This is a genomic window from Peribacillus sp. NPDC076916 (genome assembly GCF_050269675.1).
Taxonomy (GTDB): domain Bacteria; phylum Bacillota; class Bacilli; order Bacillales; family DSM-1321; genus Peribacillus; species Peribacillus aracenensis.
On sequence record NZ_JBNNIU010000020.1, the window covers coordinates 1 to 20494 of the forward strand.

Genomic DNA, 20494 nt, shown 5'->3' on the forward strand with positions numbered 1-20494 from the left:
TGGAGGGTTATTTGGCATGGCCAAAAATAGTATATCATAAGGGAAATGAAAATTTTAGAGAAAGATATTGACATCCTATTAGCTGGTTTAGTTGAATAAGAATAACTAAAAAAGTCGATTCCTTAGATGGAAATCGGCTTTTTTAATAGGTGATATTTCCTTAGCGTTATAAATCCGCATTTTCCTGACGCTACCCCTAAAGGGGCAGAATAATTTCCTTGATTAAATGGGGTGAAGAAATGTATGGAAATTAAGAATTCCTCTTTTTTTGTTTGTTATGGGTGTTACATCTGGTCCCCACAAAGAGAGGTTCTAAATGAATAGAACCTCTCTCGAATAATATTTTCACTTCAATTCTTCTGCAAGTTTAAGAGCTTCTTCATTCGTTTGATTTGTAACTAACGCCATGTAAATTCTGTCCTTTTCAAACTTTACAACATTCATTTTTTCATCTGCAGCATTTTTAAAATTGCCTATTTCGTATGCAACATCATCTACCACAACTTTAGAAAAGTCCTCGTCATCTACATCATTAACACTGATAGGATTATCATTTTGTTGGGTTAGAATGATAGTATCTTTTTTTGCACTATCGAAGTGACTGACAACGACATCCTTGCCTAATGGTTCAACTTGTCCGTCAAAATCGTCTCCTATAGCCTCAGATAAGCTCTCTGTCTTTTCTGTAAATTCAGTCGGGATATCTTCGTCAGAATAAGTTTCAAAACTTGCTGCCTCATCCAAATAAGCAAGAGATGATGCGCTGCCGCCAACGTCTAAAACAACGTTTGCTTCGTTATTACAATTGATTGATGGCGTTGCCCAGCCAGATTTTGTTGTTACATCATAGTGAGCGTTCTTGTTTTTTGGACCTAAAGGCATCGTACGATTCCAGGAATACTTGAATGTGCCACTTTTTAGTTCAACACCAGAGTATTTATGATCTAACTTATTGTATTTTGTATTCTCGTAGTTTCCTGTCAATGCGACACCACCAGTCATTCTACCTTTAAGATTGGAAAGTTTAAAGGAGGAAGTATTCCATCTGAAATTCTTGGTATCCCATTTTCCAAAATTAACAATGTGCTCGAGGTCGTATGTCACTTTGCCACATGCTGTGAAATAAAGACCAGACCTAATTTTTTGTAATTTAGAGAAAGTACCTGATGAACCACTTTTACCAAGCTTATAAACATAATTATTTTTCTGTCCTCCTGCATACGCTTCCGTACTTAGTAGCGAAGAAAACAACATCACTGCTAAACACGAGAATAGTAGCCTTTTCAAGACTTTCATTCCTTACATCCCCAATCAATTGTTTTTGTGATTATCAATTTTGGTAATCACAAAAACAACATTAACACAAAACGACAAATAAATGTTAAATTATTGTGAATAAGTAAAATACTTACATTTTATTATCTTTATCCACTCGTTTTTCTACAGCGCCCCAAGAAAAATAAATCAACAGAGTTGTTGCCAATATTATGAACCCAGCTTGTGAGAGATACATGAAGTCCCATTCTTTAATTTCTTTCTCTTTCTGACCATTATAATTTTGTATTACATAGTTTGATGTTTCATAGTCCATAAAAACGTAACAAATAATTCCCCCTATTATTACTCCACCTAATAATGATAATAAGAACTTTTTCAAAGTTGTGTCCTCCTGCCATTTAAGATGTAAACCGTCCTATACATACTTTTCCGCATTATATAGAGTTCTATAAAAGGGTTTGAATACCTTCAAGCCTATTTCAAATATTTCGGTCATACAGACCGTTTAATAGTTTGGTGAACTTCTTATATTAAGTAAAACGCTAACACTTGTTATACGGCTTACTTAGGGCCTTAAATCACCACCTTATAGTAAGTTCTTCGACTTAAATACGCTTAAAAAAAGGAAAATGAAATGAATGGAGAAAAGAAACACCTGAGAGAAGAAGAGAAAGACTTAGACAAGAAGAACTAAAAAGAAATCCGGGGGGGGGAGCATTCATGGTGGTGGTCTTTCGGATTTAGTAGGTAGCTTGGGATGGAAGGATACCGGAATCCTAATCATAGTAATTATAATTGCTGCAATATTCTTAAAATAATAGATAGTTTACTTCAATAACAGGAGTTGTTGTGGCAGCCTTTTTCTTATGGAACTATAGGGTGCGTTACTTCAATATCAGGAGCTGATCAGCAGCTCCTTTTCTTATGGAACTATTGGGGCAGATTACTTAAGGATATGAAGGTATAATAAGATGTTAAGAGGTTATTAAAAATGGCTAATGAAAAGCTATTTACAGCTATTTATATTCCAGAGACACCTTTTGTCAATGGAGTATTAAAGCCTAAAAAGGCAAAGAAATATAACTTTGAATTGTCTGGGAATAAAAAAATGGTAAGTAATCTTTATCATTTTATTTATAAAAGGGATGAAAAACAAATTCACTGTTATTATTTCGAGGATTTAGAAGATGACTTGTTAAGATATTTGTTTGTGGAAAACAATGATTTATATGATGACTTTGTTTCGCAGTTTAGGGGCGGAGGACAAAGGTATTGGGAAAGTGGCATGGACGTTTATTTAGATGTAGATAGTCCTGACGAGGTATTCGAACATTTAAACCATGTATATAACAATAGTTTTTATGATGAGGATGAACCTATGCCCTTGTGCCATATTTTTGGTCAACAAATGTGGCATAGCAACGCTTACCTTATTGCCAATCGAACAGCTTTATTGGAATTAAAAGAGGCGATTGATGTTGCCTTGAAGCATGACGAAACAAGATTAGGTTTAATGCCTTCTGATGGCGAGGGATATGATTTATTCATCAAATGCGTTGAAGATAATTTTGAATGGGAAGAGTTAGAAATGCCTTATCATGATAGAGAATGTTATGTGCCTGATGAAACGGTAGGTCTTCCGCCAAATAAAACTTTTAAAAAATATAAACTTTAGAGGGGAAAATCCAATCTGCTAGATGCTTTCTTCATTTAACTAACAGGTGCGTTAGCTGAAGATCGGAGCTGTTTGAAGGCAGCTCTTTTCTTATGGAACTAAAGGGGCAGTTTAGTTGAACAATGACTTGAAGAGAATTATGATAAAAAAAATCATTGATGATTAAGTGACTCGATTATAATAGAGATGGCAATGGAACTTAGAAATCATAAGGCGGTTAAAAAATTGAAATGGGTAAATGTAGCGTTGAGTAGTTCGATTTTTATTGTAATAACTTTCCTTCCCCCGTATCTTGATAGAATTGGTATTTCTTTTTGGCTTAAAGTAGTATGTGGAACTGCTGTACTTTCTAGTGTTATTTATATTGTATCTAAAATCAAATTCCTTCAGAACTCGGTAACAAAAAAAGTAGGCTGTTTGATTTTGATTTCAGTTTTTATCTTTGTATTCATCTTGGATGATTCAATCAATTATTGAGGTGAGTTTAATATATTTATTTAAGGTCGATTCCCTAACTTGGAAATCGGCTTTTTTGATTATGGTTAGTGTCATAACTCAAAAGTTATGGAGTGTTTCTTGTTCAACTATAGGGGCAGGATAGTTGCATAAAAACTGTTACAGAAAGTAAGGTTTATAAAGAAAATTAGAATTTAGGGGTGGGTGCATATATGAATAGCGAATTTTATTTTATTAATGCTTTTTCTAAAGAAGAATTCAAGGGAAATCCTGCAGCAATAGTTTTCTTGAGAGAGAAAAGAACAGAAGAGTGGATGAAATCTTTAGCAAAAGAACTCAATCAACCTATCACAACTTTTATTACAATAAAAGATGCAAATAGCTATCAACTTAGATGGTTTACACCCACTGAAGAGATTGAATTATGCGGGCATGGTACATTAGGAGCTGCTCATATTCTGTGGAGTGAGGGTTTTATTTCATCAGAGTCGACAATTAATTTTTATACTCAATCAGGACTCCTTCGAACTGAGTTATTAGAAAAACAAATAATTATAAGATTTAATTTAAAAGAAACAACTCAGAATGAAGTGACTGAGAAGTTAATAAGTGTAATTGACTTTCCTATAAAAGCTGCTGCTTGGGCAGAAGATCGGTACATTTTAGAATTGGAAAATCAGGATATGGTTCATAACTTAACGCCTAATTTGGAAGCAATAAAAGAACTAGAGGGTCCGGGAATAATTATTACTAGTCGTGGATCAGATAAGTACGACTTTGTATCAAGGTATTTTGCTCCTAAGATAGGAATTAATGAAGATTACGTAACTGGCTCTGCACACTGCGCATTAGCTTCATATTGGAGTAATATCTTAAATAAAAAAGAATTTATAGCATATCAAGATTCAGAGCGCGGGGGTGAAATGAAACTAAAGATAAAAGGAGAAAAAGTCGAGTTAATAGGAGACTGTGTAACTTTACTGAAAGGACAACTACATAATTAGTTTATCTTCCGTATGGGAGCTATTCTTTAATAAGTTTCGCTTTTCTTAATGAACTAACGGGTGCGTTAGCTGAGGACCGGAGCTGTCTTTAAGGCGGCTTTTTCTTATGGAACTAAAGGGGCAGGTTAGTTGCATAAGAAAAGTAGGATTAAATAAATCTATTATTGAAAAAAAGTGATTAACAGAGAAAATTTCATTAAGCTAACTTGTGCTATAGTTCAAGATGTGTGGCTGCCACCACAATTATCAAATGAATTGAGGATGGAAATTGAAATGAAGAAAAATATGTTTAGTTATACGTCAGCCATAGTTGGAGTTATGGCTCCATTACTTTTATTTGTTGCAATTGAAATAATTAAGTTTAGTGATATATTACTAATTAGTAGTTTGAGCCTGTATGGTGTTTCTATTATATGTACGATTATCGCTGTGATAAGGAAAGAACAACATAAGATGAAGTACATCCCATTCCTTACACTAATCCCCTTTACTCTTTATCAATTATTAATTTTATTGGTTTATTCATTAGTGAAATTCATAAATGGGTAAACTAACGGGGCAGCATTCCTGTCCAGTATTAACTGAAATACTATAAAGTTTGTGAAGAAATCTACTTAAACTAACGGGTGCGTTAGCTGAAGATTAGAGCTGTCTTTAAGGCAGCTTTTTCTTTATGCAACTATCGGGGCAGGATAGTTTAGTATAATAAGCAACAAACAACAAGTTAATGAACTGTTAAAAGGGTGATAAAATGGATGACTTTGAACGTATGCTGAATGAATTGCAACAATCAGCGATGGAACAAATGAAAAATTCAAAAATTCAAATCGACAAAGATAAATTAAACTCGTTCAAAGATATTATCTCAGAGTTAATAAGCATTAGAAATGAGTTTGCGAGTAAACTTTCCCAATTACAGAATTCAAATGAAAAGAAAATTGTCACTTTTGAGTATTCAAAAGGTGGAGAAACACTTCACAGAGGATATTATTGTCCAAGTCTGGTATTTGATTTAATCGTAGGAAATATTAAAAGAGGTAAACTTCTTAAAAGAAAACCCGATTTTGGAAAATATTCTTATGAATACGGTTTCGATGCAGACAATAGATTGATAAGGGTAAAAGGTGTAAATGAGTTTACCACTCCAGTTAGCCGTTTTGATGAAGAATTCTTGATTTACTCCGATGATATTGTTCTTGGAGTAGAGTTTGATAATATGGGTCACATTGATGTGGTGTCCAGATGTACTTATGATAATGGGGAAATTGTTAAGTATGAACGTAGTGTATGTGGCACACAGGAGTACGCAGACCTTTACTACGAGGAATACTTCTATGAAAACAATACGCTTTCAGAGGTTAGCATATTTGATGCAACTCCACGTATTGAAATATACGAAGAGCAAAAATATAAGGTAGAACTTGATGAAGACAGTAAAATAGTTAAATTAATAGGTGGATTTATTACAAATGGAATCGCAGAAAAAGATGTATTGGATTTTAAGAAGTAATTTATAAATAGAACTTTTTTATAGAACTAACGGGTGCGTTAGCTGAAGATCGGAGCTGTCTTGAAGACAGCTTTTTCTTATGCAACTATCGGGGCAGGATAGTTGTATAAGAAAATGTTAAATTAGAGAGTAGAAGGTGATGAGGATAGTAAGTAATTACAGTTGATAATAGGGGATGTTTATATGAATTGGAACTGGAATGAAACCACTATAGATTCTCCACTCTCGTCCGAAAACTTAAAGAACTTATTAAATACCGTATGTAGAAAAGAAAACAGATTTTCACAATTTGAGTTTATTAAGTGGTGTGATAACCTCACAATGGCTTTTGAGGAAGCTGAAGCATCTAATGAATTTGATGAAATAGCTTTTGGGATAGCACGAGATATTGAATGTCAATGGGATTTATTTTTGGTAAATACTTACTCATTAAAAGAATTGCAGAATTTAGACCTCTCAAAAGTAAAGTTACCTCAAGATTGGTTTATAGAGTGGTTAAAGCAATTAAAAGAGGAATAAAAGGTAACTCCTTATTCTAGTAACGGATGTGTTAGCTAATGATCAGAGCTGTCTTTAAGGCAGCTCTGGCTGTCGAGAAACACTCGAAAGCTGTCAAAAAGAAAGCTTTATTTTTTAGAACCTACCTTTTATTTTTCCTTCTCGACTAATTCAAAACCATTTAATCCAATTGCAAACTCTACTCCTTGTTGGAGGGTTGAAAAAGTGTGAACTTTACTCATATTGAGGTTCAAAATGGAAATTTCGATGGCGAGCTTTGAAGAAATTCCTACTATGAAACACTCAGCTCCTAGCAAATGAACAGATTCAATTAATTTTCGAATGCCAAATATAGTAAAGTCATCAACACTAGTAATACCAGTTACATCAATTAGTAGGTAATTTGCCTTTTGACGAGATATTTCAATTAAAGCGTTTTCAATCAAATCTGAAAGTCGTTCTTGGCTAAACTTTCCAATTAATGGTATAACAAGAATTCCTTTTAAAACAGGTATAATAGGAGAAGATAACTCCTTAACCAATAAGGATAACTCTTCGGTGCGGTCTTTTACCTTTTCCTCTAATTCCTTAATACTTTGTTGTTCCTTTTGCCTCGCTAAGTCGTGAATATTTTTTGTTGGAGTAATGTTAGAAGGGAATACCTCAATTTCATTAAATTCTTCACCTTCCGCTTGACTCTTATTAATCTTATACCACATATCTTGTTGAAATAGTCCTGCAAAGACACCTGCCCAATGACTTGGTAATAAAACTCCCGCGTTTTCTTTATTGGAATTTTTAAAGATTCTATCTTCCCAGCTATTTTTTAATTGAATAACTGCTCTTTTTTCCTCAAATGAGTAATAAGTAATCTTAAAGTTTCCCCAACCAGCAGTTTTATAAATATCACTGTATTCGGTAAAAAGTTGTTCAATGTCTTGACGTTCTTGGTAATATGAACTTACTAAATGTCCCATCCGATAAAAGGTTGCCTCATATACAGTCTTGGACACGTCAGTTCCGGAAACCTCTTCAATTGTATTTAAAAACAATTCTATTGCAGAGTCCCATAATAAGAGTGCAGGTGCATCGTCAAAAGTAAATAACCCTTTTTCTTCATTCCAGATAATTTCATTTTTGTTTACTTGGACCTTTAAATTAGTTTTAGCCATTAATTTCACCTATATATTATGAATTATCTTTATTTTATAGGAATAACAAAAGATTTTCTACTTTCTTAGCTGTCTATAAGGCAGCTTTTTCTTATGGCACTAACGGGGCAGGTTAGTGGGATAAGTTGGATGATAGTCCACCTCTCTTTGTAAACCAATTTACTTCCATTTTCGGAATGTAAATGGCAAAAGAACCATATAAAATTATGGAAGGAGGAGAGTCATAAAATGCAGATAATGAACAATTATTTTCGTGCGCGTGCGAGTATGGTGTACATGATGACCAATAATGAAGTAATGAATCAAATCATTGCCTTTTACAAGGACATGAATGGATTGCTCACCTTTATGGCTTCCTATCCGACCTACGGAAAAGGTACGGGGACAAAGGAAGTCTCAACCGCATTGCGGAACGATGGAATCGATCCTCTTCAGTCTCAAGGCTCTTTAACTTTGTCCAGTGATGGTCGTTTCCTTTTTGCAGTTAATGCAGGCAGTAATAGTATCAGCAGTTTTATGGTAACTGAAAATGGGCGTCTTATCTTTGCGGACGTAGAACCATCGGGAGGCGCCCAACCCAATAGCATCGGTGTATTCGGGAACCTTCTTTATGTCTCCAATGTAGGTGATGCCGCCAATCATTTTGCATCGAATATTTCGGGTTTTTATATAGAAGAAAACGGGCATCTCCTTCCTATTCCAGGATCTAATCGCTCTCTAAGCACCATTAATGCACAACCCGCGCAAGTCCTCTTCACTCCGAACGGAAGTAAAATTATTATACCTGAACTTACTACAAACTATCTCAGCATATTTAATGTTAACAAAAATGGTACAGTGACAGGACCAATGATTAACGAATCTAATGGCAATATGCCTTTTGGCTCTTATTTTCTTTCTTCAGGGTTGCTTTTAGTTACGGAAGTAGGTTCTAATGCGCTTTCTTCCTATTCCTTAAGTAACAATGGAATCCTTCATGTAATTAGTGGCTCTATACCGACCGGACAAAAGGCCACTTGCTGGGTGACGGCATCAAAAAATGAACGTTTTGCATATGCGACCAATACCTTTAGCGGTACAATAACCATTTATCGAATTAGCGGAAGCGGTGCCTTAACGGTAGCCGGGCATAATTCCAGTACGCCAGCAGGTACACCAACCGGTTTACCTATGAATATTGAAGTCAGTCAAGATGGGCGATATCTCTATACGCTTAACGGAAATCAGGGTACAGTGTCAGTATTTAATATCCAAGATGATGGTAGTCTAGTAAGATTACAGGTTGCTGCCTGGACTAACTTTCCTTACTTTGGGTCGCAAGGTTTAGCTGTTCTTTGATTCTATTAGGTTCACCATACTGGGAGGAAAAGAATATACAGGAGTTTCTAAAAACAAGGCTGCCGACACATTGGTGGCTTTTGTTATGAGGCAACATAATTGCAAGCAAGATTGTGAAGAAATGTACTTAAACTAACGGGTGCGTTAGTTGATTAAGGAACACAATAAATGATCAATCTTTTTTATAAATGAATAATCCATTAAATAGTATAAGGGCATGTGTGTTGATTCATCTTTTTTCAAAACATGCCCTTTCGATTTGTTCATTTATCAAGGTTATTTGTATTAATTTGATCAAATTTTGTGGTGATCCTATGATCCATTCTTTTTTTTATTTTTGCTCTGTATAAATTAATCGCTCCTAAAGCTACAGATATTCCGGCCAAATATAGGGCTTGTTGATAACTGTTCAATAGATTAACGACTAATCCGAATAAAGAGGGTGCTATGACAATGAATAATTGATTTAATGTCAATGCTGAACTCACCGTTAAACCTATAAAACGTGAATCCGATTGTTCTGTGATACAAGCAATAAAAATGGAATACCAACCAATGGCTACAAAACCCAAAAGAAAACAAAATAATAGCATCAATATTTCCATTTCAACAGTCATGATGAGTGGCAGCATCACTGTAAGAATTACGGTAACAGCCATCACAATAAGCAATAATCTTTCCTTTATACCTTCAAAGAATTGATCACTCGCCCATGCGATGACTACCCGTCCAACCATACCACCTATTAAAACGACGCTTAAATATTTTCCTGCCTCTGTTAATGAATAGCTCCCTTCGTTATGCAAATAACTCATAAAATGCGCAATGATAATCATCTGTAATGACATCATCACAACACCCACTATATACATCGGATATAACTCCTTATTATTTTTGATGACATTCATTTTCTCCTTGAAACCGACCGAGGTTGATCTCGTTCCACTCGTTCTTTCTGGTTCGTTATATAATAATAAGAAGATCAGCCCTCCCATTATTGCTACGATCCCTTGTACTACATGTACTGATGACAAATTGAAATGATAATATGTATAGGATAAAACTGCAGAGGCTAGAGATCCTCCAATCGGTATTCCCGTCTGTCTTATCCCTAGAGCCAGACCTCGATGTTCGTTTGGAAACCATTTTACGATGGCCGTGCTTCCACCGGTTTGAGCACTTCCGTACCATATACCGACCAACAATAATAAAAGCAGCAATACAATATAATCATTAACAAAAACTAGCGTTAAAGCTGAGAGGCCCAATAAAATGGTCCCCCACCCGATAATGTGTTTTTCCCCTTTTTTATCCATCAAGTAACCGAACGCCAGCATTGAAAACATCGGACCAATATTGACCGCTGAAACAATGAAGCCTGTTTGAAGTGGTGTTAAATTCCATTCAATTTGATAAAAAGCAGCGATGGGTCCCATGCCATATGTCACAAAGGTTGCTGCAGTTTGGGATAACGTGGCCACCAATACGATTAACCATTTATAATATGTATGCATTAAGAAATTCTCCCCCTATGCTTGATGTATCGTTCAATAATAATTCGTTGGGATAAATTCTTATTTTTAGCTTCTAGCATTATCTAGTCTCCCTTACTTATTAAGCTAACTAGAGTTTACTCTGACTGCCCAGAAGCGTAAAATGGAGGAAAATGATAGGGTTCATAAATTTTTTTTATAGGGTGTGCCAACTATATGAACATCAAAGAAATAGCATTGAAAATTGAAATATTAAACCGTCAAAATTTAAGTAAGTCTGCAGAAATCACGAACTATACTCAATCCGCCCTTACGGCTAAAGTGAAAAAAATAGAGTCGGAAATTGGAAAACTTGTTTTTAAACGCACGCCCCAAGGATTAAAAATCACTAGCGTAGGAATACAATATAAAAACTATCTTCAACTTATTTCACAAGAGTACGAAGAATTTTTACAAAACATTGGTGCCATTCAAACTAACTCTAAAGTGGATTTTGGCACATCACATACAACCTTGAAAATCTATGGTGCCCATATCGCGAATACTTTGAATATGAACGACATTCAAATGGATGTGGATTTCGCTGTAGATTCCAGTAATGCCATAAACCAAAAAGTGCACAATTCCGAATTAGATTGTGCACTCATTAGTGAACCTATTAAGAAATATCCCGACTTAACTTATGACATCGTTGCAACTGAAACATTCGAGGTCATTTCAAGTAAGGACCATATCATCAATTTTGATTGGGAAACACCTATTACATTGCTCGTATTGAGTATAGGTTGTATGTATACAAGAGCTGTGACCGAATGGCTTATGAATAATCAAATACCATATAAATTAAAGGAAATAAAATCAATCAGCAGTATCCAAGATTTTTTGCAAATCAGCAATACCATTGCAGTATTGAATACTAAGCTTATAGATTTATATAACTATACAAACATTCACTATTACAAATTAAGCTTTAACAATGTCATTAATACCGTTTTCGTTTATAAGATGAACGACGGCGAACAGAACAATATCGTACAATTAAAAAATGTTCTGAAGACGATTGGTTAATTATAAAAAGGGTTTTATCTTTAGAGTTGCTTTGGTAGCTCTTTTTTTTATGGAACTATCGGGGCAGGTTAGCTCAAGAAAAAATGGGTTAATGTGGTAAAATTAGTTTGGCGATTTTTCTTTAAGAAGGTAATCTATCATATTAGCTAACAAAAAGAAAAGGATAAAGAAGGAGATGGAGTACCTAAAGTATGAAAGATTTGATCGGAAGCTTTTTATTAATTGGCGGATGGATTATTATATTGTGGGCTCTTTATTTTTGTTTAGGGAGCTTAGTGCTTTTTGCTCCGTATACTCTTATACAATCATTATTTATTTTAGCAATTGGAATAGGTTGTTTAAAATGTTCTAAAAAGTTAAGTTCGAAAAAGAATATATAATTTCCAGAAACAATAAAAAGGACAATTTATGAAAAAACGGGTGCATTGGAGTCTTTAAAGTAGTTTTTTCTTTATGGAACTAAAGGGGCAGGTTAGTTGCATAAGAACTGGTATAATTTAGAGAAAAGTAGAGTGTAGAGGTGAATTATGGCTTTCCTTATATTAGCAATCTTATTAATATTTTTATTTGACTTCACAAAAATGAGAAATCAAAATCAAACAATAATTAAACAGAATGAAAGGGTTATCTCTCTGTTGGAAGAGATTAAAAATAAAAAAGCTTAGTTCTTAACCTAACAGGTGCAATAAGGGAGTTGCTTTGGCACATCTTTGTCTTATGGAACTAACGGGGCAGATCAGTTGAAGAAGATTCTGGATATTTATGGTATTGTAAAAGAGGTATATAAGGGGGGGATACGACCTAAATGCTAAAGAATCCATCTTTTTTTTGGGTTAGTTGCTGCCATAATTTCAATTGCTTTATGGTTATTATTAAACTTCTTTAATCCTTACACAAATGAAACTAATTATGATACGACTTCATTGACTTTATTTATGCTTGTTTTTCCTGCTATTACTGCAATAATCTCCTTTTTTACAACAAGAAAATTATTAATGTTAATTGCTTTCATATGGTCTTTTCCTTTAAGTTTGTATATGCTAATGACCCCAGGTATATTTCTTTTGTTTGGAATGACCAGCTTTTGTTATCTATTGAGTTATATCCTTATGAGAAAAAAAATTCGGGCTAATTAGATTCTTATTAAGCAACGGGTGCTTTACTTCGATATCAGAAGCTGATCAGCAGCTCCTTTTCTTAATCAACTAACATCCGTAGAGATAGTGATTAAATGCACATTCTTACTTTCAAAATAACTCTTATTTTCTTCTAAGTCTTTTAAATCTTGGACACAGACTGGACACCACGCCCCTCTGAAGAAAATAATTAAGTGCCAGCTTTGATGTTCTTTTTGAAGAGTCTCATATGAAAATGTTTCACCTGTAGTGGAAGGGAGAATAAAGTTAGGGATGTTTTCATTCAATTTTAATTGAGTCATTTTGGTACCTCCAATATCTTAATTCACTTTGCAAGTGTTGACCACAATATTATCTTACTCTTGATAAGAAATATGTAATGTTAATTACTTTTTTATTTTTTAAGTGATTTGTAACAGAGTATGTAAGCATCTTACATTTTCCAACAGACTAAGGTTTGATTAAGTTTGATTAGGTAAATTAGTCTATATAGAGTGGGATTTTATGTGTAAAGGAGCGGTAGGATGTCTGAAAAAATAAAGAAGCTAGAAGATTTTGTGCGTGAAAAGTGGGTTCCTGAAGGAGCTGATTCAGCGCATCGTGTGCCATGTATCAGCTCCTATAAAATTAAAACATGCTCCCATAATCCTAGCTTTCCCTTTGCTGGAATAAATTCATCCAGCATCTGCATATCCTCAACTACCCAAGCATAACCTCCCACTATAAAGCTACCCATAAAATAGTCATTCCCTGATACGATTCGACCATCCTCCAGAATGGCCCATGTCTCATTGTTTTCAGTTACCTTCAAACAATCTACAAGTTTGCATACAGCAATGATCTGGCCAGTTGGAAGATTCTCTGGTGTGTATCCGTGCTTACCAAGCAACGACTTTATGGCTATATGGTTAGAGACGTCTTTATCTATTTTTTTACTTGTGTGAATGGCAAGTGGCCCCCGATAATTCGTTCTCCATGACCTTGTTTCATATGTTGCCTCTCTAAGGACAAAAAGGCTTGCCCACGGCTGGATCATTGATAAAACCTTCATTCTGACAGCCTCCAACCTATAGAAGTTTATTTTGATTATAGAGTGTCCCTTTAAAGGAATATTATGAGCAAAAGGCAGAATATCAGTTCACGGAGATACAATTTATGAGGCATGAGTCATGACCAGTGATCATTAATATCATATATTAATCAGCGAAATATTTTTGTTGGGTTTTACAAACTCACTAGATGTGATTGGGCACGAACTTACACATGTAGTGACCCAGTTCACAAGCGGGCGAGAATATGAAAAGCAGCCTGGAGCTTTAAACGAACAGATTTAATGTGGTTTGTTATACCAATTGTGGAAGTTTACGTATCGGAAGGAATTCAACTGGTGAATCGATTCAACTAGGCGTAAGTAAAATTAATATTTATAGTGATACTTTTTGTAGTCTAATATTACTTAGACAATCAGAAAAAGGAAGAACAGAGCCGAGCATTCATGGAAGAAAGCAATAAGGTATTTAATGAATATGATATTATATCGCTCGGAGTCAATCCAAATAACAAAACGATTAAAGTCCATGTGCCGATAGAGGAAGAACAACGGAATAACTGGCCTATCCTTTGGCTCAAATCGCTCAAAAGCATGGAATGAAGGATTATGAAGTCATAGTTAGAGCTATAAGAGATGGGTACCCAATTTCCAATTGAAAGCCTTGTGAAGGATTGTACTTAAACTAACGGGTGCGTTAGCTGAAGATCGGAGCTGTCTTTAAGGCAGCTTTTTCTTTATGGAACTAACGGGGCAGTTTAGTTGAAGAATGCTTACTCTATAGTTTATAAAATGTTATAATTGTATTTATTGGAAATTTTTATTAAGATCAGGAGGGGAAAATGGTTGATAATAGTTATGAGAAACAGCATTTGAAAAAAGTCAGGACTTTTATTTATATTACGATAGCATTAATTTTTTTAATGATATTTATATTTATTAGCATTTTTCTTTTGTTTTTTTCTATGTCAGGCATTTTAGACATTGCGTATTTCCCACCAAAACTAGCAATTTTTTCATTCTTAATTTCTATTGTATTTTCTGTTTTAGCAATAAAAAATCTCTTTGGTAAGATATTGTTAGTATTAAACATATTTCTAATGCTATTTATGATTTTTTTTGGACCATAAATATATACAAGAAGACTAACTTAGGGTGTAATAGTCAGGCTGTTGTTTAGACAGCCTTTTTTTAACGGGTCAGGTTAGCAAGATTGTGAAGGTTTGTACTTAAACTAACTGGTGCGTTAGCTGAAGATCGGAGCTGTCTTTAAGGCAGCTTTTTCTTATGGAACTAACGGGGCAGTTTAGTTTAATAAGAGAGAAGCCTATTTTATGTCGCTTTTAATCATCTAAATACCAGATAGTTCTACAAATAGATAAATATGATAAAGTTAAAAAGGATGTAAAAGAGACAGAATTTTGGACAAGGAGATATAAAGTGAAGAAATTAAAAAAACGAGTTTTTCTAGGGTTAGGTGTGCTGATGGCTGCGTATATACTTTTTGTAGTCTATGATTACTTAGACAATCAGAAAAAGGAAGAACAGAGCCGAGCATTCATGGAAGAAAGCAATAAGGTATTTAATGAATATGATATTAAATCGCTCGGAGTCAATCCAAATAACAAAACGATTAAAGTCCATGTGCCGATAGAGGAAGAACAACGGAATGAACTGGCCTATCCTTTGGCTCAAATCGCCCAAAAGCATGGCATGAAGGATTATGAAGTCATAGTTAGAGCTATAAGAGATGGGTACCCAATTTCCAATTGAAAGCCTTGTGAAGGATTTTACTTAAACTAACGGGTGCTTTATTTCATTACCAGGAATATGAGACATTAGAAGCTCAGCTTGATAATTATAGAGGTTTTGTTACATTGGATGAACTTTAGATCTGTTGCTTATTAATCTAACTGGCAGTCTTATACTCTGTTTAAATAAAAAAGGCTGTTATTCTCAGGAAAGGAATTAACAGCCTCAAAACAGGAACATATTTCCAATATGGTACAATGATTTTAGGGATACCACCAACAAAACGCAGAAAATGTTTTCCGCGAAATGTTGGTGCCCCTCTTTATATATTAATGACTCTACTACAAGTTTGAGCAATATGATTATCATGGGTAACAATAACAATTGTGTTACCCTCGTTATTAAAATCCTTTAACATTTGAATAATGACATCCCGATTTTCTATATCTAAGGAGCCTGTAGGCTCATCTGCTAGTATGAGTTGGCTTTCTTGTAAATATAGTTTTAGCATTGCTATTCTCTGTTGTTCCCCTCCACTTAGCTTATATACATGTTTATCCATAAGTTTCTCTAAATGGAGCATTTTTAGTGCTTCTTTAATTTTTTGTACTCTTTCGTTTTTAGACAACTTTTTGTACTCTAATGCAATATTTAAATTCCATTTTACTGTCTCATCTTCTACCAAACCATAATTTTGAAATAAATAACCAATCTTATTACGTCTTAATAACATTGCCTCTTTCGAGTGGATATCAACATTCTTTTTATTAAATAAATATAAATCTCCCTCAGATGGTTTTGAGATTAATCCCATTATATTTAATAGTGTAGTTTTGCCCTTACCACTCTTACCCATGATTGCTACCATTTCACCATCATTTATAGAAAAGTTAATGTTTTCAATTACCGTATTTCCATTAAACTCCTGACATATGTTTTCTAATCTTACTATCTCCAAGTTAATTCCCACCATTCATTACTTTATATACGTCTTTAACTATTAGCTTATTATACAAATAAAGCATAGATGCCAAATCATATAAGATAAACAACAAATAAATGAAAATATTTACATTTAAAATATACCAAACACTCGAAACACCGATCATAAAAATAATCATTACTAAATTAGCCCTTAAATTCTTTAGTAAATGATACCCTTGCATATATCTTGCAGCATAACTTCTACCATTTACAATCATATCTATATAATTTGATATATAAATGATAAAAATTAATACAATGATAAATAAGAATACAAAAAGCTTTGCTTGGTCAAATAGAAATTCATAACTACTGAAAATAGATTCAAACGGGGTCAACAAGTTATGTGCCATATATAGATTATCTAAATCATACTGAATCAACATACTTTTAAATTCTTCCCTATCATTTAACTTAAAAGCCAGCTGGGAAGATCCTAGCATATCGAAATAAAAACCACTTCCAAAACTTCCATTATCAAGCATGATAATAGAATCAGTAAGTTCGATATCTACCTCATCTTCATAGGGAATTGAACTTAATATTTTATATTTATATCCATTGTTAATATAAATAATTTGTAAATCATCAATACTAACTTCCTTACCTTTAATATCATATCTTGTATTATAGTTTAATGTGGTATTATACCTTTCTATAAAATGTTTTTTTATATCCTCTTCACTATCTCTATATTTTTCAGGAACAAGAATTGTAGGGGTATCCTCATTAAAATCCCAATCCATTTTAATGTCAGTATAGTTTTCTATATAATTTTTATTTAAAATTAAATTGTTTCTTTCATAAGTATTCATTACTTCTTCTCGCGATATTCCACGACTTGCTAGGAAATTTGGATCCAAATTATCACGAACTGGATCAAACATAACATACGCTTGATCTATATTTTTGACGTACATCTTCTTTACATTGTCTGCAACTTCTTCTAACCTTTGGGGATTGTTGAGTAATTTATCATATTCATCTGAATTTCTACCATGCGAAGAATACAAGGAATTTAACATTTTATAGTCATCATATTTTTTATAGACTTCATCTAGCTCTTTGTAATAATTAATAACAAGATTCATTAGAATGGTTACAGAAAGAATTAATATAAACTTAATCAAATTAATAATCATATATAGCCTGTTAGAAAAAATTTTATTCTTTAATGCTGCAACGATATTGGTTTTCCTTACAAAATGTTGTAATAGTAATAATAACAAAATGATTATCATACTAACGACTGATAAAAATAAAAATAAGAAAATTGTATAAGTCCAAGAAAATTTATCAGTTATTAAATAAAATACTGAATGTCCCACAACCAAGATTGTTATAAGGATTCCTTGAATTTGTAAAGTTTCCTTTATATTCGTTATAACTATTTTAGTAGGAGAAAAACCACTTAACTTTTTCACTGCATTTGTTTTAAATCTAAATATTGTATATATGTATAAAATTGTAAAGGTAGTGATACCTAATACTAAAAATTGTAATAGATTGTTATTAAAAATTTGATTGTAAGACAACCTATTCTTACTTACTGGTTTAATGTCTACTGCAGTCCTTAGTGAAAGTTCTACCATTTGGTTATCGGATAAATTTGCACTAAAATATCCAGAACTATCTATAAACTCATCTTCTGTCATTTTAAAATACCGATAAACATTATTGGAAATCCCAACATATTGTTTTACTGAGTTTATATCTGTATGGTAAATATCATAATGGGTTTTTCCATCTTCTGACATTGGATTTTTTACTATCTGAAAATCTACGTTCTCTTCAATAAGTCCTTTATAGACTTTTAATAAATCTTGACCTGTTTCATAATCTACTTTATATTCATTTAATGAGGAATCTCCTATATTATTAAGCCCATAGATTTCATAAATAGAGTTAGTGTAGATATAGGAGAATATAATCATTAAACCAGTCAAATAAATTATATATATTTTTTTCATATATATTCCTTCCATCTTCTTATAATATATATATCATTAGCTTAATTACTTGACTCTTGCATTTTTACCAAAAGCCCTAAAAAGGGCCTATTTTTGCAAGAATCTAGTTAATATGTATAGTTCATTACCGCAAAACACTAGTATATATTTTAAATGTAAAAAATAGTATATTTATCCAACTCAGGCTGTCGAGAAAGTCTCGACAGCTTTTTTCATATCTATTTACTACAAAATATAGTGGTGTATCAATGAATTAATACCCGTATGTTGTGGTAATAGGACAAATAAAACATCAAAAAACCCCTTTTTCAATATCTCATTTTGAAAATTAGGGTTTTTTCTACAATCTGAGTTGGATATATTTATCCAACTATTTTTTTATTGGCCACATAATACGTGATAATAACCTTTTAAATACTATTAATATGTTGTTCCCCAATTACTATCTGTATATTTTGTCGTTATACTTTTATAATCATAATCAGAAGTTTCATTAGCATACCATACTCTATTTGCATTTTTAAATGCTTCCCCTATTTTCCAACCAGATGAATATACAGTACTACCAACTTTAACTTTTGCTAATACTGCATAATTTTTTTTATCATCTCTACTGTAAAAAGCCTTATGGTCCCATATACGACAGAAAACAATAGTATCACTTTGTCCAGCATCAACAGCGAGCGCTCCAACAGCTGGGTATTTAATAGCTGCTTGTGCCACAAATGGAAAACTCAAACAGATAATTGCTAAACAGAGAATAGATTTTACTTTTTTCATATTTCCCCCTAATTGTAAATATTATGTAGCCTCTTTTTAAAAATATTTACATATTTTAATATACTTGGAAGTTAATGTTTTTGCAATAAAATTGTTACAAATTGTCATAATACCGTTAAGAAATGAATGAAATATTAATAAGTGATATTCAATCCTATAAATTTCCTAATTTTTATTTCAGCCTTAGGGTACTTCACAAAAGACGAAATAGTAGGGCAAAGTGAGTTTGTTTTTTTCCCATTCTCACAAATTAGAGATACAGAGTAATTTTTCTTTAGCTAACGGGTACTAGAGTTTATATATTTATTTAAACATAACTTGGGTTATTTCCCATTTAACCTTGTGATAATTTATTTCAAATAACGGGTGCAAGAGTAAACAAGGGAGCTGCTGCTGCGGTTCTTTTTCTTGTTCCACTGAAGGGCAAATTAATAGGAAGGGATTCTCGTAATTCAGGAGGAATTATTAAATAGATAAAATAATTTTATGGAAGAAGAGATAATGATGTATTTGTTTTTATCCCTTGTTTTAAGTGCAATTTTAGGTTTCTTATTACTTATGATAGGTCCACCGCAAGTTGCTGGAGTTATTGCTTTTGGTATTATTGTTGGAATTCTTTTTAGAGGATTGTATTTACTAAATAGTTTACATAAATCATTTAATAATAAATCTTCCAAGTATGCTTCAAAAGACGAATAAATCCTCTTTCTTCAACTAAAAGAAACTACAAGAGATTGTGAACAAAGTTACTTAAGCTAACGGGTGCGTTAGCTGAAGATCGGAGCTGTCTAAAGGCAGCTTTTTCTTTATGCAACTAACGGGGCAGTTTAGTTGCATAAGAAATGATAAAATATGTATAGCTAAATTGGACTTTGGGACGTGATTAAAACTGATAAAAGGTTATTGGACATATATAAGGAATGGGAAGACAAATTAGATGATGACGAGTGGTATTTTAGTAATTCTTTTGAATCAATTACTAAGGATATGTCCCCTGAAGAAGCGTTTAACTACATTCCAAATGTCATTGAGTTGTTATTTAAGTTAGACGATGACTTTTTGGTATGGGAAACCCTTTATTTCTTAATTGAACTGTATAGTCTTGCTGATACCACGCAGATACATCCATTCCTCGAAAGGAATTGGTCTGTGTTAAAGAAACATATTAAGAAATATGAAGACTCCTATACTACTCCATTTAAGGAACTTAAAAGCCACCTTAGAGTTATAGAATGAACTTATCTTGTTGAACTAAAGGGGCAGGTTAGTTGGATTGCCTGCCAAAGAATAGGAGTGGTTTGAATTTATGGAAATAACAAAGAAAAGATTCTT

19 protein-coding genes and 2 pseudogenes are annotated in these 20494 nt (G+C 33.2%); 12 read left to right on the plus strand and 9 right to left on the minus strand.

Translation table 11 applies throughout. The annotated features are described in order from the left end of the window. Positions 1–345: 345 nt before the first annotated feature. Entirely contained in the window at positions 346–1296 is a 951-nt protein-coding gene (locus ACQKFG_RS26510) for a hypothetical protein (RefSeq protein ID WP_427563997.1), read from the minus strand. A gap of 112 nt (positions 1297–1408) precedes the next feature. Further along, positions 1409–1657, minus strand: coding sequence for a hypothetical protein (locus tag ACQKFG_RS26515; RefSeq protein ID WP_201182465.1), 249 nt, complete (start codon positions 1655–1657; stop codon positions 1409–1411). Positions 1658–1923: 266 nt separating this feature from the next. Here ACQKFG_RS26515 and ACQKFG_RS26520 point away from each other — a divergent pair. The 5 genes and pseudogenes from ACQKFG_RS26520 to ACQKFG_RS26540 form a co-directional block, all read left to right on the plus strand. Then, positions 1924–2096, plus strand: a pseudogene (locus ACQKFG_RS26520) (DUF6366 family protein); the annotation flags it as partial. Between the two features lie 173 nt (positions 2097–2269). After that, positions 2270–2953, plus strand: coding sequence for a hypothetical protein (locus ACQKFG_RS26525; protein WP_427563999.1), 684 nt, complete (start codon positions 2270–2272; stop codon positions 2951–2953). 668 nt (positions 2954–3621) lie between these two features. After that, on the plus strand, positions 3622–4413 hold the full coding sequence (locus tag ACQKFG_RS26530) for a PhzF family phenazine biosynthesis protein (RefSeq protein ID WP_427564001.1): 792 nt from the start codon (positions 3622–3624) through the stop codon (positions 4411–4413). Between the two features lie 751 nt (positions 4414–5164). Then, positions 5165–5923: a hypothetical protein gene (locus ACQKFG_RS26535; RefSeq protein WP_427564003.1), complete on the plus strand. Its 759-nt coding sequence runs from the start codon at positions 5165–5167 to the stop codon at positions 5921–5923. Between the two features lie 183 nt (positions 5924–6106). Further along, positions 6107–6442 (plus strand): hypothetical protein, encoded by a 336-nt coding sequence (locus ACQKFG_RS26540; RefSeq protein ID WP_427564005.1) that lies wholly within the window; start codon positions 6107–6109, stop codon positions 6440–6442. A 128-nt stretch (positions 6443–6570) separates the two neighbouring features. Here ACQKFG_RS26540 and ACQKFG_RS26545 read toward each other — a convergent pair whose 3' ends face one another. Then, positions 6571–7593 (minus strand): STAS domain-containing protein, encoded by a 1023-nt coding sequence (locus tag ACQKFG_RS26545; RefSeq protein WP_427564007.1) that lies wholly within the window; start codon positions 7591–7593, stop codon positions 6571–6573. 228 nt (positions 7594–7821) lie between these two features. On the opposite strand from ACQKFG_RS26545, the gene ACQKFG_RS26550 reads away from it, so the two are divergent. Further along, on the plus strand, positions 7822–8931 hold the full coding sequence (locus tag ACQKFG_RS26550) for a lactonase family protein (RefSeq protein ID WP_427564009.1): 1110 nt from the start codon (positions 7822–7824) through the stop codon (positions 8929–8931). Positions 8932–9194: 263 nt separating this feature from the next. Here ACQKFG_RS26550 and ACQKFG_RS26555 read toward each other — a convergent pair whose 3' ends face one another. Continuing rightward, a complete protein-coding gene (locus ACQKFG_RS26555; protein WP_427564011.1) occupies positions 9195–10445 on the minus strand; it encodes an MFS transporter in 1251 nt (416 codons plus the stop codon). 195 nt (positions 10446–10640) lie between these two features. On the opposite strand from ACQKFG_RS26555, the gene ACQKFG_RS26560 reads away from it, so the two are divergent. Continuing rightward, complete coding sequence (locus ACQKFG_RS26560) at positions 10641–11492, plus strand: LysR family transcriptional regulator (RefSeq protein WP_096340395.1); 852 nt, start codon at positions 10641–10643, stop codon at positions 11490–11492. Positions 11493–12693: 1201 nt separating this feature from the next. Here ACQKFG_RS26560 and ACQKFG_RS26565 read toward each other — a convergent pair. Both ACQKFG_RS26565 and ACQKFG_RS26570 read right to left on the minus strand, forming a co-directional pair. Then, a complete protein-coding gene (locus ACQKFG_RS26565) occupies positions 12694–12930 on the minus strand; it encodes a peroxiredoxin family protein (protein ID WP_427564013.1) in 237 nt (78 codons plus the stop codon). A 317-nt stretch (positions 12931–13247) separates the two neighbouring features. Beyond that, positions 13248–13679, minus strand: a complete 432-nt coding sequence (locus ACQKFG_RS26570; protein ID WP_349730158.1) for an ASCH domain-containing protein — start codon at positions 13677–13679, stop codon at positions 13248–13250. A 172-nt stretch (positions 13680–13851) separates the two neighbouring features. On the opposite strand from ACQKFG_RS26570, the pseudogene ACQKFG_RS26575 reads away from it, so the two are divergent. The 3 genes and pseudogenes from ACQKFG_RS26575 to ACQKFG_RS26585 all read left to right on the plus strand — a co-directional run. Then, positions 13852–13959, plus strand: a pseudogene (locus tag ACQKFG_RS26575) (M4 family metallopeptidase); the annotation flags it as partial. Positions 13960–14518: 559 nt separating this feature from the next. Then, positions 14519–14806 (plus strand): hypothetical protein, encoded by a 288-nt coding sequence (locus tag ACQKFG_RS26580; protein WP_427564016.1) that lies wholly within the window; start codon positions 14519–14521, stop codon positions 14804–14806. Between the two features lie 310 nt (positions 14807–15116). Beyond that, the gene (locus ACQKFG_RS26585) at positions 15117–15449 is read left to right on the plus strand and encodes a hypothetical protein (RefSeq protein WP_427564018.1); all 333 of its coding nucleotides are present in this window, start codon (positions 15117–15119) and stop codon (positions 15447–15449) included. A 301-nt stretch (positions 15450–15750) separates the two neighbouring features. Here ACQKFG_RS26585 and ACQKFG_RS26590 read toward each other — a convergent pair whose 3' ends face one another. The 3 genes from ACQKFG_RS26590 to ACQKFG_RS26600 form a co-directional block, all read right to left on the minus strand. After that, complete coding sequence (locus ACQKFG_RS26590; protein WP_056520936.1) at positions 15751–16386, minus strand: putative bacteriocin export ABC transporter; 636 nt, start codon at positions 16384–16386, stop codon at positions 15751–15753. Between the two features lies 1 nt (position 16387). Next, positions 16388–18382: a hypothetical protein gene (locus ACQKFG_RS26595; RefSeq protein ID WP_427564020.1), complete on the minus strand. Its 1995-nt coding sequence runs from the start codon at positions 18380–18382 to the stop codon at positions 16388–16390. Between the two features lie 420 nt (positions 18383–18802). Further along, positions 18803–19162, minus strand: coding sequence for a hypothetical protein (locus ACQKFG_RS26600; RefSeq protein ID WP_056520940.1), 360 nt, complete (start codon positions 19160–19162; stop codon positions 18803–18805). A 486-nt stretch (positions 19163–19648) separates the two neighbouring features. Between ACQKFG_RS26600 and ACQKFG_RS26605 the strand changes: the two genes are divergently transcribed. Beyond that, positions 19649–19861 carry a hypothetical protein gene (locus ACQKFG_RS26605; protein ID WP_427564021.1) on the plus strand — a complete coding sequence of 71 codons (213 nt, stop codon included), beginning with the start codon at positions 19649–19651 and terminating at the stop codon, positions 19859–19861. A gap of 180 nt (positions 19862–20041) precedes the next feature. Next, positions 20042–20398: an ABC transporter gene (locus ACQKFG_RS26610; protein ID WP_427564023.1), complete on the plus strand. Its 357-nt coding sequence runs from the start codon at positions 20042–20044 to the stop codon at positions 20396–20398. Positions 20399–20494 lie beyond the last annotated feature (96 nt).